This window comes from Shewanella putrefaciens (genome assembly GCF_016406305.1).
In the GTDB taxonomy this organism is placed as follows: domain Bacteria; phylum Pseudomonadota; class Gammaproteobacteria; order Enterobacterales; family Shewanellaceae; genus Shewanella; species Shewanella putrefaciens_C.
Genome location: NZ_CP066369.1, coordinates 2,958,302 through 2,974,460, shown reverse-complemented (window position 1 = coordinate 2,974,460; position 16,159 = coordinate 2,958,302). Strand labels below are relative to the sequence as shown.

13 protein-coding genes are annotated in these 16,159 nt (G+C 46.4%); 5 read left to right on the top strand and 8 right to left on the bottom strand.

Features of this window, described 5'->3' with window-relative positions; all coding sequences use genetic code 11:
- The first annotated feature begins 592 nt into the window (after window positions 1-592).
- Window positions 593-1,618 (top strand): dTDP-glucose 4,6-dehydratase, encoded by a 1,026-nt coding sequence (gene rfbB, locus JFT56_RS12880; RefSeq protein WP_198780474.1) that lies wholly within the window; start codon window positions 593-595, stop codon window positions 1,616-1,618.
- Between the two features lie 520 nt (window positions 1,619-2,138).
- Here rfbB and JFT56_RS12875 read toward each other — a convergent pair.
- Together JFT56_RS12875 and JFT56_RS12870 are read right to left on the bottom strand one after the other, a co-directional pair.
- Window positions 2,139-2,771 (bottom strand): HutD family protein, encoded by a 633-nt coding sequence (locus JFT56_RS12875; RefSeq protein WP_198780473.1) that lies wholly within the window; start codon window positions 2,769-2,771, stop codon window positions 2,139-2,141.
- Window positions 2,768-3,208, bottom strand: a complete 441-nt coding sequence (locus JFT56_RS12870) for a copper resistance protein NlpE (RefSeq protein WP_198780472.1) — start codon at window positions 3,206-3,208, stop codon at window positions 2,768-2,770. Before JFT56_RS12870 ends, JFT56_RS12875 begins: the two co-directional genes overlap by 4 nt.
- Window positions 3,209-3,625: 417 nt before the next feature.
- On the opposite strand from JFT56_RS12870, the gene JFT56_RS12865 reads away from it, so the two are divergent.
- The 4 genes from JFT56_RS12865 to JFT56_RS12850 all read left to right on the top strand — a co-directional run bounded on the left by JFT56_RS12865 (window position 3,626) and on the right by JFT56_RS12850 (window position 8,207).
- On the top strand, window positions 3,626-4,987 hold the full coding sequence (locus JFT56_RS12865; protein WP_198780471.1) for a sensor histidine kinase: 1,362 nt from the start codon (window positions 3,626-3,628) through the stop codon (window positions 4,985-4,987).
- Window positions 4,988-5,662: 675 nt separating this feature from the next.
- Window positions 5,663-6,553 carry a glucose-1-phosphate thymidylyltransferase RfbA gene (rfbA, locus tag JFT56_RS12860; RefSeq protein ID WP_198780470.1) on the top strand — a complete coding sequence of 297 codons (891 nt, stop codon included), beginning with the start codon at window positions 5,663-5,665 and terminating at the stop codon, window positions 6,551-6,553.
- Window positions 6,540-7,079, top strand: a complete 540-nt coding sequence (gene rfbC, locus JFT56_RS12855) for a dTDP-4-dehydrorhamnose 3,5-epimerase (protein ID WP_198780469.1) — start codon at window positions 6,540-6,542, stop codon at window positions 7,077-7,079. Before rfbA ends, rfbC begins: the two co-directional genes overlap by 14 nt.
- A 33-nt stretch (window positions 7,080-7,112) precedes the next feature.
- A complete protein-coding gene (locus JFT56_RS12850; RefSeq protein WP_198780468.1) occupies window positions 7,113-8,207 on the top strand; it encodes an NADH:flavin oxidoreductase/NADH oxidase in 1,095 nt (364 codons plus the stop codon).
- A 112-nt stretch (window positions 8,208-8,319) separates the two neighbouring features.
- Here JFT56_RS12850 and JFT56_RS12845 read toward each other — a convergent pair whose 3' ends face one another.
- From JFT56_RS12845 to JFT56_RS12820, 6 genes are all read right to left on the bottom strand, one after another.
- Window positions 8,320-10,677 (bottom strand): YjbH domain-containing protein, encoded by a 2,358-nt coding sequence (locus JFT56_RS12845; protein ID WP_198780467.1) that lies wholly within the window; start codon window positions 10,675-10,677, stop codon window positions 8,320-8,322.
- A complete protein-coding gene (locus JFT56_RS12840) occupies window positions 10,677-11,462 on the bottom strand; it encodes a capsule biosynthesis GfcC family protein (RefSeq protein ID WP_198780466.1) in 786 nt (261 codons plus the stop codon). The genes JFT56_RS12845 and JFT56_RS12840 overlap by 1 nt, the downstream gene beginning before the upstream one ends.
- 10 nt (window positions 11,463-11,472) lie before the next feature.
- Window positions 11,473-12,183: a YjbF family lipoprotein gene (locus JFT56_RS12835; protein ID WP_198780465.1), complete on the bottom strand. Its 711-nt coding sequence runs from the start codon at window positions 12,181-12,183 to the stop codon at window positions 11,473-11,475.
- A gap of 148 nt (window positions 12,184-12,331) precedes the next feature.
- Window positions 12,332-12,577: a hypothetical protein gene (locus JFT56_RS12830; RefSeq protein ID WP_198780464.1), complete on the bottom strand. Its 246-nt coding sequence runs from the start codon at window positions 12,575-12,577 to the stop codon at window positions 12,332-12,334.
- Between the two features lie 282 nt (window positions 12,578-12,859).
- Window positions 12,860-13,984 carry a patatin-like phospholipase family protein gene (locus JFT56_RS12825; protein ID WP_198780463.1) on the bottom strand — a complete coding sequence of 375 codons (1,125 nt, stop codon included), beginning with the start codon at window positions 13,982-13,984 and terminating at the stop codon, window positions 12,860-12,862.
- Between the two features lie 267 nt (window positions 13,985-14,251).
- Complete coding sequence (locus JFT56_RS12820; RefSeq protein WP_198780462.1) at window positions 14,252-15,967, bottom strand: proline--tRNA ligase; 1,716 nt, start codon at window positions 15,965-15,967, stop codon at window positions 14,252-14,254.
- Window positions 15,968-16,159 lie beyond the last annotated feature (192 nt).

Sequence of the window (16,159 nt, the reverse complement as noted above, 5' to 3'; positions counted from 1 at the left end):
GGATAACGGAACGGGCTGCGCCCTGACGGTGAGTGAGCTTGCGAGCGTTCCGTAATCCTTCTCTTTTCTGTCATTCCCGCGAACGCGGGAATCCACACTAACGTCTTTGGGTGGTTTAAATAATAGTGACTCAAAGCTAAAAGCTGGATCCCCGCGTCGATAACTGCTCCTGCGTTATTCTACCTCCTGCATCCATGCAGTCGTTTGCGAGGATTACTGTGCGATAGAGGCTAGTACGTTGCTCTATAACTGCTCCTGCCTTATTCCTACGTAGGCGGGAACCCAATCCCCTTTGTCATTCCCGTGAAAGCGGGAATCCATACTAACGTCTTTGGGTTGGTTTAAAACGTAGTGACTCAAAGCTAAAAGCTGGATCCCTGCATAAGAGCGAGGATGACGTCGTAAGAACAAAGCGCTTAGTTTTTCTATCAGCGCGGTATTTCGTTAACAGCAATCGGTAATCCATTCACCGTCAGCCTAGCGTTCCGTAATCCGTCAGCGATATGTTCGGCTTTTCGAAGCCAGCCCTATTTTTTGTTGTATACTTGCTGGCTTTTTTGCTTTCTGGCCTTTGTTTGCAGAGATAGGTGATATGCGAATTCTTGTTACGGGTGGTGCGGGTTTTATTGGGTCGGCTTTGGTCCGTATGTTGATTGAACAAACGGAGTCAGTCGTGCTCAACTTCGATAAGCTGACCTATGCGAGCCATCCTGAATCTCTGACGGGTGTTGCTGGTAGTGAGCGCTATCATTTTGTGCAGGCAGATATTTGCGATAGGGCAAGGTTAGAGCAGGTGTTGCAGCAATTCCAACCCGATCTTGTGATGCATTTAGCGGCCGAAAGCCATGTGGACCGTTCGATAGATGGGCCCGCGGAGTTTATTCAAACCAATATCGTGGGAACTTACACACTGCTCGAGTCATGCCGTAGTTATTATCAAACTTTAGGGCAAGCACAACAGCGCCATTTTCGAGTGCACCATATTTCCACCGATGAGGTTTATGGTTCCCTTGGAAAGACGGGGCTATTTAGTGAAACCAGCGCCTATGATCCTAGTTCTCCTTATTCTGCCAGCAAGGCATCGGCGGACCATCTTGTTCGCGCCTGGCATCGTACCTATGGTTTACCGATAGTTATTACTAACTGCTCTAATAACTATGGCCCTTTTCAATACCCTGAAAAACTAATCCCTTTAATGGTGAACAATGCGTTATTGGGAAAATCACTGCCCGTTTACGGCAATGGCCAGCAGGTGCGGGATTGGTTGTATGTGGATGATCATGTTAAGGCCTTATTTTTAGTCGCCACTGAAGGGCAACTAGGGGAAACCTATAATATTGGTGGCTCATATGAATACACTAATCTTGCTGTGGTGCAGCGAATTTGCGATCTCTTAGAAGAGTTAGTGCCCACTCATCCGCAGTCTCTGGCAATGAGTGGCATGGGGTTTCGTGATTTAATACAACATGTTGTTGATCGTCCTGGCCATGATGTGCGCTACGCCATTGACGCGAGTAAAATTCAACGTGAATTAGGTTGGCAACCACTCGAATCCTTTGATTCAGGCCTGAGGAAGACGGTAGCTTGGATCGTTAAACAAAACGGTGCGTGGAGCTAGGGCGTTGCTGTGCAACTGCTAGGACGCTTCGCTTCTAGGAACGCCGCTTTGCGGCTACGGAACGTCACTTCGTGGCTTACCTAGGGCGCGGGAGGACACTTTTCCCTATTCTTTGTCATTCCCGCGAACGCGGGAATCCATACTAAAGTCTTTTGGTAGCTTAAAGCGTAGTGACTGAAAGCTACAAGCTGGATCCCCGCATCGATAACTGCTCCTGCGTTATTCTCGATAATTGCTCCTGCATTATTCTACCTTCGCCCGTCCCAGGGCTCGTATCTCCTGCATCTGACCACCATGGAGGGGGGAAATATCATATTTTGTATGGAACAAAATTGACCATGCAGTCGCTCGCGAGGATGACGGTATAAGAGCGGTGAGCATGACGGCGTAAGAGCAAAACGCTCGGCTTTTCCGTAATCCGTCCACTGTCAGCGCAGCGTTCCGTAATTCGTCCACCGTCAGCCGTAAACGAAGTGTTCTGTAATCTAGAACGTTGCTTCGCCACTTCTATGGCGCCACTTTAGTTCCTGCTAAGGGTGATCTGGAGCCATTGGGTTGGGTTATTGCTTTTGAAATTGAGCGGTTCGCCATGGGGGCAGAGCAATAAATCGTAGCGTTCAAGCTCAGTTAAATGGCCATTCTGGTCCCATATAACCGGTTCTAAACACAAGAGTAATTGCAGTGGTATGCTAACGTTTTGCTCCTGTGTTGTGTCGAGTGTGTTTCTGCCTGAATCAGAGATAAAAGTGTCGTTAATACAGATTTTTTCGATACTAGAGCGGTATCTACCCCGTTTGGTCATAACATTGAAATCGAGAACTGGGTCATCCAGTAATTGGCTCTCAATTTGCGTTTCCCCCTTAAAATTAAAAGGGGCATCATTGGGGGTTAATATGGCGCTGCTATCGAGACTATCTTCTTGAAAATACAGTTGGAGTCCCTCACCTTCGAGCAAGCATAATTGCCTATCTATGCCGATAAATTGTGAGAAAGGGCCGCTGCTCGAAACACTTGCTATGCTTACCCGGTAATCAAAATTAGATAAATCCGCATTACTTGGGGAAATAAGTAATTGTTTGGTACTGCCGCCGCCATTTTTCCATGGTGTTGATGGGCATTCTCGATAGCGGATAAGTTGTCTGTTTTTTATCAACCTTTCTTCCTCAATACGTAATGTTCGGCGAGTTCGCCGGTAATGCGTTTGCCTTCTGTGTCTAGCATTATGAGTTGGTTTTCACCGACTAAATATTGGCTACCATCCGCTAGGGTGATATTGCGCCCTTGAGCATCCCAAACTGCAGTGCCTGTCACTTTGAAAATCCGCTCATCTTTGCCTAAATAAACCGTCTTTAGCTCAAAACTGTTATCTGCCCGCAGGCTGATATGGGTTTGGATCCCCTCACAGCTGGCGCAGGGAAGGACTCCTTCATATTCACCTGGCCAGTCGAGTGCATTTTTGCTGGTATCGCCAAGGGGAATGCTGGCGGCTGTTTCGGTTTGTGCCGCCGTATTTGCACTTGGCTGTGCGGGCTCTGAGCAGGCTGTGGTGAGCAGGGCTAAAAAGGCGATTGTAAAGAGTGATTTGTTCATACTCGATCCCGTTAGTTGAATAAAGCTTAGCATGTTAGTTGTTATCATACTCGGCAAGGTGTATTGAGCCAAACTTCTCTTATTATCATGTTATAACAATGTGTTATTTTCATTTTGGTTGTTTATTTCGCTGATGGGGTTTGCCCTTGGTGAAGATAAATTGTTGAAGTGATGGCATGCTCTCGCTCTGATTTTCCACTCTAGCGACTCATCATTTGAGTTGAATAATGGCACTTCACTCCTCGTTTCGTGTTTATGAATTGGCAATAGAGAACAAAATTTAATCTCGAAATGTCAACATGGCCTAGTCACTTCCTAGATTGAATCTATACTAAAATCTATCTCTTAGCGCTTGAGAGGTGGGCTTGTGGCGTTATCCAAAAACAATACAGAATCTTTAGGTGGATCAATATCATTATGACGCGCATGTTAGACAGAATTCTATTCGATGTGAGTAAATCCCAGGTGATCGATCAGGGGGATTTAACACAGGCATCGCAGTTGATTGTGTCATCTGTCTGCAAGGGGCTTAACATTTCCCGCGCCGGGATCTGGCTGTGGAGTGAGGATCATCAAAGCATTCAGTGTTTTTTCCTGCTCGATAATGCGTGCGTGCAGGAGCCATTAGCGATAAGCCGCGGCCAATATCCTCATTATTTCAGCTTGTTAGATAACGAACGTACTATCGTTGCTAATAACGCGCAAACGGATCTTGCCACCCATGAGTTTTTGACTGGGTATTTGCTGCCAAATCACATCACCTCAATGCTAGATAGCCCGATACGACGCAGTGGCAAGATGGTTGGAATTATTTGCTCTGAACATCAAGGTGAGCCCCGTGAGTGGACTCGGGATGAAAAAGCATTTGCTTCCGCGCTAGCCGATTTGTTTGCGCGTGCAATGAGTGCGAAGGAAATTTTTGATTATCAACAACAACTAAAGGCAATCAATGCGGATCTTGAAAGCCAAGTTGAGCATAGAACAAAAGAATTAGAGGCGGCATTAGCTAACCTGAGTGCGACCCAAAACCACCTCGTTGAGAATGAAAAAATGGCGGCACTGGGAAGCTTAGTCGCTGGGGTCGCCCATGAAGTCAATACGCCATTGGGGATTGCGGTGACGTCGGTAACCCATTGTTTAGATGAACTGGCGTTATTAAAGGGATTTTTTGAGCGTAATGAACTGGATGAGGACAAGTTTTTAAGTTTTATCAATACTATGCAAGATGGCTTAGGGTTAATCGAACGCAATCTTTCGCGGGCGGCTGAGTTAGTACATAACTTTAAACGTACGGCGGCGGATCAGTCCGTTCTGGAGCGTGAACGCTTTAATCTAAAGACCTATATATTCCAAATTTTTAGCTCCTTAAGACCTTTAATGCGTAAGAAAAATATCACTTTAACCGTTGAGTTAGATGACAATATTTTCATTGACTCTTATCCCGGTGCGATTGCGCAAATATTTACTAACTTAGTGGCTAATAGTTTTCGCCACGGTTTTCCTGATGATTTTACTGGAGATAAAGCAATCACTGTTCGAGTTGACAAGCTCAATGAACAAATTCGAATGGTGTATCAGGATAACGGTGTGGGTATGTCCGATGAAGTTAAGGCTAAGGCGTTTGAGCCCTTTTTTACTACCGCGCGTAAGGACGGCGGCACTGGGCTGGGTATGTCCATTATTTATAATCTGGTGACTCAGAAATTAAATGGCAGTATTTTGCTTACTTCCCACCCCAATCAAGGCGTAAAAGTCGAAATTCAGATCCCCGAGCGGTAAAGAGGACACTCGCAGGCTTGCTCTAGAACACCGCTGCGTGGCTCTAGACTCTAGCAGCGAAGCGCTCTAGTTTCTACGAACGCCGCTTTGCGGCTACGGAACGTCACTGCGTGACTTACGGTTTACAGCACGGGCTTCGCCCTGACGGTGAGTGAACTTGCGAGCGTTCGGTAATCCGTCCATCGTCAGCGCAGCGTTCCGCTAACCGTCAACGAAGTGTTCTGTAATCTAGAGCGAAGCCGCATTTTTCCTTGTTATTCCTGTCTTTTCGTCATTCCCGCGAACGACTGCATGGTCAATTTTGTTCCATACAAAATATGACATTTCCACCCTCCATGGTGGTCAGATGCAGGAGATAGAACTCTTTAATTTAGAAAGAGTGCAGGAGCAGTTATGGACGCGGGAATCCACACTAAAGTCTTTTGATGGTAAAGCGTAGTGACTTAAAGCCAAGAGCTGGATCCCCGCGTACGCGAGGATGACGGCGCAAGAGTAAAGTGTTTCGCTTCTTCCGTCAGCGCAGCGTTCTGTCAACCGTGAACGAAGTGTTCTGTAATCCAGAACGTTGCTGCGCAACTTCTAGAACTTCGCAAGCCTTTGGCCGGTCTGCTTTTCCGTGCGTTTGTATGCTACACTCTTTGCACTTTAATTGAGTCACTAATCCTAGATATATCAATGAGAAAAGGCATTTTACTGGCGGGGGGCACTGGCTCTCGGCTCTATCCTATGACGCAGGTTGTGTGTAAGCAACTGCTGCCAATCTATGATAAACCTATGATTTATTATCCCCTTGTCACCCTAATGCAGGCTGGTATTCGGGAGATATTGATCATTTGCACTCCCCATGATTTGCCGCTTTTTCGTGCCCTGTTAGGGGATGGCGCCCGTTGGGGGATTCGGCTCGAGTATGCCGAGCAGTTGTCACCAAAGGGTTTGGCTGAGGCATTAATCATTGCCGAGTCCTTTTTGGCGGGGGATGCATGTGCGCTTATCTTAGGTGATAACTTATTTTATGGTCAGCATCTTCGCGCGAACCTACAAAAAGCATTACAAATGCAATCGGGTGCGACTGTCTTTGGCTATCATGTGGCGAACCCTAATGCCTATGGCGTGGTTGAATTTGATGATTCAGGGAAAGCCATTTCAATCGAAGAGAAACCCTTAGCGGCGCGGTCTTCCTATGCGATTCCCGGATTGTATTTTTTTGATAATCGAGCCTGTGATTTTGCCAAGAGTGTGCATCCTTCGGCGCGGGGAGAGTTGGAGATTGTCGATGTGATCAGCCGTTATTTGAGTTTAGGTGAACTACAGGTTGAAATTATGGGGCGAGGAACCGCCTGGCTTGATACTGGGACGCCCGACGCTATGGCTGAGGCAACACAATTTGTTGCCGCGATTGAAAAACGGCAAGGGCTTAAAATCAATTGCCCTGAAGAAACGGCATTTTATCTTGGCTGGATTGATGCTGTACAGCTGCAAGCATTAGCGCAACCTTTATTGAAAAGTGGTTATGGTGAGTATTTATTAGGACTGCTTAATAAACAGGTATTTAATGAAGTGTATTGAAACTGAGTTAGCAGAGGTGCTGGTATTTGAGCCTCGGGTATTTGGCGATGAACGCGGCTTTTTTATGGAAACCTTTAGACAATCCTCTTTTGATGACTGCCTTGCCAATCGAGGACTTCCAGCTTCTGTTTTTGTTCAGGAAAATCACAGCCGATCGCAGCAAAATGTCCTGCGGGGTTTACATTATCAATTGCTGCAACCCCAGGGGAAACTTGTGCGAGTCTGTGCCGGTAGTATTTTCGATGTGGCAGTGGATATTCGTAAACACTCATCGACCTATGGGAAATGGGTGGGGCGAATATTATCGGCCGATAATCACTTGCAGATGTGGATCCCACCCGGTTTTGCCCACGGTTTTTACGTGCTGAGTGATTATGCCGATGTGATTTACCGTTGCACCGATTATTACGCGCCGCAGGATGAATATGTGCTTGCTTGGGACCATGCCGATTTTGACATCGATTGGCCCTTGCTTGCGGCACCGATTTTATCGAGGCGGGATAGTGACGCCAGCGCAGCATCATAAAACCAATCAGGGTTTATATTAAAAGGAATGACAATGAGTTTATTATTTTCGCCTTTAACCTTAGGTCAACTCGAGTTAGCGAACCGGATTATCATCGCGCCTATGTGCCAGTATTCGGCTGAAAATGGCCAAGCAACCGACTGGCATACGATTCACTTAGGGAGCATGGCGTTATCGGGTGCGGGAATGCTCATTTTAGAGGCTACCGCAGTTTTGCCCAATGGGCGGATCTCCTATGCAGATTTAGGTCTGTGGGATAATAAAACGGAGGCTGCCTTAGATAAAACCCTGAAATCTATCCGCAAGTATTCAAGTATGCCTATCGCGATACAACTCGCCCATGCGGGACGTAAAGCATCAACTCGAAAACCTTGGGAAGGTGGCGGCACTATCACACCCGATGAACCTAATGGTTGGCAGACGATAGCCCCTTCAGCACAGGCATTTAATGTAGACGCTGCGTTACCCCGGGCGATGACATTCGATGAAATTGATGAGCTTATAGCGGCATTTGTTAGTTCTGCGCAAAGAGCCGAACGATTAGGGCTTGATGCGATTGAAATTCATGCTGCCCATGGTTATTTGCTGCATCAATTTTTATCGCCGTTATCGAATCAACGTATCGATAAATATGGTGGCAGTTTAGAGAATCGACTGAACTTATTGTTAGCCGTGTTTGATGCCATTAAAGCGGTAATATCACCAAAAATAGCGCTCGGTGTGCGGATTTCAGCTACCGATTGGGTCGATGGTGGTTGGGATTTAGCCCAAAGCTTAGTGCTGGCAAAAGCATTAGAGGCCAGAGGCTGTGATTTTATCCATGTGAGTACTGGCGGGTTAAGTCCACTGCAGCAAATACCTGTGGCAGAACACTTTCAAGTGCCTTTTGCCGAGGCCATTAAAGCTGAGGTCAATACGCCTGTGATTGCCGTGGGGTTAATCACTGATGCCAATAAAGCGGAAACGATTCTGGTTCAGGGGCAAGCCGATGCTATCGCGCTCGCTCGTACTATGCTCTATGACCCGCATTGGCCTTGGCATGCGGCAGCCACATTAGGTGCAACAGTCAAAGCGCCGCCGCAGTATTTACGTTCATCGCCCCATGGGATTAAATCACCAATAGAGTAGGGCGCTATTCATTCCTATTCATCGCTGGCATTGAGTTTGCGATTTTTAATTTCTGTTAGGGGTAAAAAAACGGGCAAGAGAATTCTTGCCCGTTGCTCGTTGTAGCGAGGTACTATTTCGCTGGTTCAACACTCGGTCTGGTATACCAAGGCGCGCGAGCGTCAGTGACATCAAACAAGTTGTACTTACGACCGAGCATTTGGCCACCGTCGCGGGTCAGCGGCATCCATGATATGAATGCGCGGCTGTGGGTCGACTTGATGGTCATTAGATCGAATGGAACCGAAATATAGAAGCCCTTAGTAAAGCTGCCTTCACCATATTCTTCCGCCGATAGGTCAGTCTTAGTTGCAAATGCGCCGACAATCACACCGCTATCAAACTGTTTCGAGAAATCGACAGTCACGCCTTTATCTTCGGCGAGATATTTGCCAGCACTCACCTTTAACAAGGTGCTTGGGAACCACTCGGGCTGGTAATAGGCTGTTACATGCCCCGTAACAACACCCGTTTGTACGCGATAGGGGCGATTGGTTATAGGGTCAAATTGATGCTCTTCCTCGAAGAAGCCAAGCATACTATCGGGATCACGCTGTTTTGCATAGTTAACATCAAATCCGAAGGCCCATTGGCTATTGAGTGGGCGATACATAAACTCAGTGCCTACACCGCCATACATCATTTCTAAATATCCACCATAGGCTTGGTAGGAGATATTTTCGCTAAGATTATCCATCCAAGTCATTTGCAGGTTATTGATCCGCACTGGATTGTCATGAACATATTGGCGGATCAAGGTGCGGACGCGTTTTAAGTCTGTGCCATCGGGTGGCACGTCATATAGAAACTTATCGTAGTTATCATAGAGGTTAAGATAAATTGAGCCTGCAAACTCAAAGTTATCGGTAAATCGATAACTTGCCGTGCCTGTCACCCCAATATTAAACATGTAGAAGCCTTCGGAGCCACCAAAGGATTGCACCATAGTTGGGGAAACATCAAAACCTAAGTTATCTAACCAATCTTTATCTGTGCTGGTCACCAGTTGCCCTTGCGGTAAGCTTGGGACACTCACTTCGCTCGCATCCGTCATTTTGGCATTGAGATAACCATAGCTTGCGACGCTGGCAAATTTTTGTGCATCGATGCGTGTTTCAGTCATCGGCTGGTTATAGTGGGTCTCGATTAAGCGATATTCTTTAATGCGAGTGATATCGGTATTGTTTGCTAGGATAGTCGCCGCCCTATGATGGGCTTCATTTCTATCTCTAAATCGCGTCTGCTCACCAATTACGGTAATACTGTCAGTATCGAGGTAAATTTTGGCATTGTAGTAACCTGCAATCTCTGCCAATTGCTGTGCCACTTTTGTCCAATCGACTGTGTTTGTGACGATTTGAGGCTGTATTGAAACCTCAGCAGTGACAACTTCCGTGGCAATTTCAGCAGTGGGTTCTACTTTCGTGCTCGTCACTGCACTGGCTGAAGAAGGTGCAGCGCTGCTTGGCTCTGGTTCGGTTGAGACTTGTGTTAAAGGCGCTGCAGGCAGGGGTTGATACTTAGCCGCCGCAGGGTCGCGTTTAATTTGCGACAAGGTATTAAAATTGGTTTGTAAACTAAAGCCTAAGGTCCAAGTATTGCCTCGCTCATAGCTTAAGTGCAAATCCCCCCAATCACCAAAGCGGTATAGCATGCCATAGTTAAACTTGCTGTCCTGTGGCATAGGGATACCACCACGTACAACGGGGTAGTCGGATTGATAGTCGTTGCCGTCGTATTCCACTTTTAACCGTAGAGGTTCCCACGGGGTTTGGTATTCAACGCCACCAAAGAGTGCCGCGCAGCCCTTAAACCAGCGCTGGTAGTCAACCGTGCCGCCGGAGCCACCAAAGGAGGTGTCCCTGTCGCAGTTATAGTTAAGATCTTTTTTATCCTGGGTGAGATTGCCGCTATTACCTATATAGCCCCAACCTATGCCTAAGGTAAAATCTAATGGGCCGACTCTTTTTGTCGCGGCAATAAATTCGCCATCGAATAATCCTGTGCCACCAAAGTCGCGTACACCTATGGAGGTTTCAGGTAGCCAATTGGTTTCTTCAAGCAGACGAATTTTAAAGTCGATACCTTTATCTGTGTATTTAGTGTTGCCACTAAAACTAGGATCATCACTGTATAACAGATCTTGCACTTGGGTGTATCGCACTGTGGTTTCAAACCAGGGGAATAACTGTACCGATGCACTAAAGTGTTGATATTCATCGTTATAGCTAGTTGCGAAATTAAACTCGCCCTCGGGAGCCATACGTCCTGTGGGCATTTGCATTAGACCCACACCACCAAAGTCAGATTGTGATGGTAACAGTTGGGGTGATGAAAATTCATCGGCGGCGGCATTGAATAGCGGTAATAGCGCCAGTGACAGTGCGGATAAACGGCCTAAGCGATGGATTGAAGGGGGAGAAATTTTCATTACAGAGCCCGATTCCTGAGTAATTCAACGATGTTTGCATTTAGATCAGAGTCATCATCAAAAAGGCTTGAAAACTCAACATAAAGTGTTGCTCCAGGGGCAATATCCTGAACTTGATGATTCCAATAGGCGATAGGTTGTTTAATCGCTTTACCATCGGGTTGAATTATCCAGACGAAACTCGTCTCGGCATTCTCTAATAGGCCCGCTTGTTTAAGGTATTCTCGGCTGTCCATCTGGCTCTTCCATGCCATATTACCTGTTTGAGCGACAGCGCCAACAATTGTCACTGTGGTTGGGCGTGGGGGTAACACTAGCAAAAAATGACCATCGAGGAGTGAATTATAGGCATCCGTGATCCGGACAAGATCCACATCTAAAGGCTGGATAACGCGTTGGCCAAGTTTTATTTGGCGCAAAAATTGGGCTAATTGTGCCAGTTTTGCAATGTAGCTGCTGTTATCTGCTTTTTGTCCCATTTCAGCTAATTGACTAAGCACTTGCTGGCGCTTAGTTTCTAGGGCTGCGATATTTTGAATATCGAGCAGGGCTGCACCTAACCAGTAGATCGGCACTATCTCATTTTGAGTCGTTTTATTATAGAGGGGGAGTTGTGCTAAGCCGTCCTGCAGTGCTTGTCCGATGCGAATTGCGCTGGGATAGGTGATTTGTACCTGGGCCTCTTTGCTTGAAGTGGTCGCGACAAATAGCTGAGTTTCTGCTTGAACCGTCGATAAAAAGAACGTGCTAGCGAGCAGTGCCAGAGGGGGAAAATAGGATCTCATAATGGCTCCACTAAGAGGCGAATGGCTTAAGTAAGGTGATATCGATAAAGGGCAGATTAGGCGCTATCTTTTGGCGACTCTTAATCACTTGGCCATTATTCGGTTTGATCCAAAATTCATTTTGATATTGGATATCAAGCGCTGCTATTGAAACCATTTCGCTGAAGTGCAGCGCCTGTGTTGGCGTATCATTGATAAGAATGTTTTCTTCGGCAATAAAATTAAACTGTGAACTCGCGGTGTAGCCAAAGTGGTAATCCGGTTGCCAGTCAAGGGTGCGCGTCCAGGTTTTAGGTGTGCTACTTAAATGCAGCCCTAATAGAATTGGATCAGTTTGCGTGCTTGCTACTGTGACTAAATTGCCAGCGAGCAGGTTATGGGTTCTCACTAAACGACCATTTATGGTGACTAACATCCCTTTATCCGCCGATAACCATTTAAGCTCCAGCGCATCTGGAGTCGGTCTTACTGAAGATAGGGTAATTGGGGGCTCGGCAAAGGCTAAAGCGATAAATGCCCGAGGTGTGTCGTCAAGCTTGGCATAAATGCTGGCGTAAGGATTGGCTTTTACCTGTTCTGTGGTGAGTTTTACGTCGTCATCCCCAATAAAAGCGAGCTTTATCGTATCGTTCAAGGCGCTAATTCGTTGGCTACAGCCAGAAATGCCCACTAATACGGCCGAGAGTGTGACTAGCGGCAATAGTTTTTTATTTATACGCATCCGAATTGCTTATTCTCAATAGTAATAAATATCAAATGTAAAGAGATGTGAAACTGATTTCAAGTCATAACCAGAGCTTGATTTTCTCTCGATAGGCTTAAAAAAAACAACCGCCAGTAGGCGGTTGTTTAGAAAAGGTTTTAACTGATTAGTTACCAGTACCTGTAGTAGTACCAGTACCAGTACCTGTGTTGGTGATTGGGTTACCGTCAGCGCTGTTTGCAGCAACTAATACGCCAGTCAAAGCTGCACCAGCAGCAATACCACCACCAACAATAATACCAGTCGAACCGCCAGTACCTGTACCACCAGTAGCTTTGCCACCATCAGCTTGTGCAGCTACTGAACCTAACATTGAAATAGCAGCAATAAGTGCTAATGAAGATTTTTTCATCGTGATTCCCTTTTAGAAAAAATTAACCTAATTTTTAGCTAATCTAGTACAGCATGATAGGTGATTCAACTTAAATGATCAATGCCAAATCTATCAGTGTATTCAGACTTTAGACTGATTTGCTGTTTAGCTGCTACAGAATATTCCTTAGTTTAGAATGAGTTTAACCATTCCAGTTAAGTCTTCATGCCCAAGATGGGCACGTTCATCTTATACCATTTTCGCCTTAGCAATTCAAAACCATTCCTTAGGCTAGTTAACTAAACATGGATGCATGCGCGGTTAAGTTAAGTTGAAGAAGGTCTTTATTTCACTGAGTTGCTCCATGGCATCCTTATAACCTAAATCGATTAACGCACTGGTATAGGATTTCTCGAATAATAAGTAGGACACGATACTTGAGTCCGATTGCCTATCTATACCAATAAAACCGAGTAAAGTTTTAATGGCCCAGGGCATATCCTCGTAAAAACGTGCCGCTATTTTGCTTAAATCTTCGCTTGGTTTGATAACTAAGGTCTTTATGGGTTGCAAGGTCAGTTGAGTTCGACCCTCTTCAGGGATAAGACTCAGGGTGTGATTAATGCGCTGCAATCGCTCAAGGTCGCTATTTAAGGTATCTGAAAAGATAGTGTCGAGTAGATGGCCCGCAATCGTGGCCGTTTTCGGATGATATTCCAGTTCCATTGGGTAATGTTTGTGGGGGCTATCCAAATTTATGACCAATAGCCGACTGGCTCCTAAGTGAATGGGGCTCGACAGCGGTGCAAGCTGGTGGACCGAACCATCACCATAATAGGCTTGGTTAAGTTTAATTGATGGGAACACCATGGGAATCGCGGAACTGGCGAGTAAATGCTCAGTATTGAGCATCATACGTTCGCCGCTGCGTCTCGCTCTGGTCCAATTTTCGATATCCCTTGAGGCTTGAAAAAAAGTGACTGAGCGGGAGTTGTTATAACAGGAGGCGTCCACACTGAGTGCCGTGAGGGCGCCGCTGCGGATATTGCGATCGATGCGTTTAAAATCGATAAGCTCATTTAGCAGCGTTCGCAGTGGGTCGTTATCAAGCAAGCTGCCCGCATCAGTATTGACCTTATCATCCTGCATTCCCTTGAGCGCCATTTTGGCTAAATGACTTAACACCCCGGCAATGGAAGCTCGATACACTTTTCGGGTTTCAAAATGCCGCCATACCCATTCGAGTTTTTTCACACCAAGGTGAAAGCAAGAGGCGTGGGTCGCGATTGACGTACCATTTATCGCGCCAGCAGAAGTACCACAGATGATTTTAAAGGGGATGCCGTGATTGCGGGGATATAGCTGGACCAGTGCTTTTAACACGCCGACTTGATAGGCGGCCCTTGCGCCACCTCCACCTAAGACTAATGCAGTTGATGTTGGCAATCTCAAGACTCAATTTATTGTTTTAATGATTTTATTAAAGCAATGACTGCGCTTAAAAAGCAAGTCTGAGCAGTGGATTTGTTTTTAGGAGTAAGTCGATATTTGATTGATGGCAAGTGTGCCAAAGAAGCCGAGGGCATTGGCTCAATAGTTTTATCAATCCATTTTTACCTTAATGATGGAAAGTCTTCTTGTGTGAAAAGTGCATAAAAAACGCACTTAAGTACAACCTAAGTGCGTTTAATTTTTTTCGATTGGAGCTAAAGCTTAGGCTTTAATCTGGCTTTTCAGGAAATCAACAAGCTGATCAAATGGAATGTCTTGCTTTTCACCGGTGCGACGGTTTTTGTATTCATATACGCCGGCATCGATATTGCGATCGCCAATCACCACAGTGTGCGGGAGTCCAATCAGTTCCATATCGGCGAACATCACGCCAGGGCGTTCTTTACGGTCGTCCAGTAATACGTCGATACCCGCTGCGGTTAAATCCTTGTACAACTGCTCGGCGATATCGGTTACGCGGTGCGACTTGTGCATATTCATTGGCAGAATCCCCACGCTAAAGGGGGCAATCGCTTCTGGCCAAATGATGCCACGGTCATCGAAGTTTTGCTCGATAGCCGCCGCGACGATACGGCTCACGCCGACACCATAACAACCCATCAGCAGCACCTGTGACTTGCCGTTTTCGTCGAGTACAGTGGCGTTCATTGATTTTGAATAGTTAGTGCCGAGTTGGAAGATATGGCCTACTTCGATACCGCGGGCCATAGCATAAGTACCTAAACCATCTGGTGTTGGCTCGCCTTCAACCACATTACGGATATCCGCAGTTTGGGCAAGTGGCAGATCGCGCTCCCAGTTGATGCCAAAGTAGTGTTTATCATCGACGTTAGCACCGGCGGCAAAATCGCTCATCACGCTGACGCTGTGATCGATAATTATTGGCATAGTTAAGCCGACAGGGCCTAGTGAACCAGGGCCTGCGCCAATGGCGTCACGAATAAGGGCTTCTGGTGCAAATTCTAAGGGTGATGCCACTAAATCTAACTTGTCAGCTTTGATTTCGTTCAGTTCATGGTCACCGCGAACAATTAATGCCACTAGCGGAGCGGCTTCGGTAGCACCTTTAACAATTAAGGTTTTAACGGTTTTGGTGATGTCTAAACCAAACTGCTCAACTAATTCGGCAATGGTTTTAGCATTGGGGGTATCGACTAAACGCAACTCTTCAGTGGCGGCGCCGCGAGCCTCGGTTGGCATAGGTGATTCGGCTTTCTCAATGTTGGCCGCATAATCACTGCCGGTCGAGTAAGCAATTAAATCTTCACCGCTTTGCGCCAGCACGTGGAACTCGTGTGACATGCTGCCACCGATAGAACCAGTATCGGCTAATACGGGGCGGAAGGCTAAGCCCATGCGCGACAGAATGTTGCTATAGGCTTGATACATGGCCTCATAGGTCGCATTCATAGTGTCGACGTCCAGATGGAAAGAATAAGCATCTTTCATCAGGAACTCGCGTGAACGCATCACGCCAAAGCGTGGGCGCACTTCATCACGGAATTTTGTTTGAATTTGGTAAAGGTTCAGCGGTAATTGCTTATATGAGCTGACTTCTTTGCGAATGAGATCGGTGATCACTTCTTCATGGGTTGGGCCCAGTACGAAGTCACGGTTGTGGCGATCCTTAAAGCGTAGCAATTCTGGACCAAATTTATCCCAACGACCCGTTTCTACCCACAAATCAGCCGGTTGTACCATAGGCATTAATATTTCAATCGCGCCTGCTTTGTTCATTTCTTCACGAACAATAGCTTCGACCTTACGTAATACACGCAAACCCGTGGGCAGGTAGCTGTAAAGGCCCGAGGCGTTACGGCGGATCATACCGGCACGTAACATTAATTGATGGCTGATGACCTCTGCGTTGGCAGGAGTTTCTTTCTGTGTTGATAGTAGGTACTTGCTGACGCGCATTACCGATGTCCAAATTTGAGTTGAATGGGCGCCATTTTATCACCTGCTTCGATGATGTCACCTATGGATTTAGGTTAAATTCAGTTAGCTGGGATATAAATGGCATTTTTAAATGCCAATGGATAGCTGATAACAGAAAGGAGTGTCAGATGCCGTTTCGGTGAGTGAGCTGGCGAACGTTCCGTTATCCGT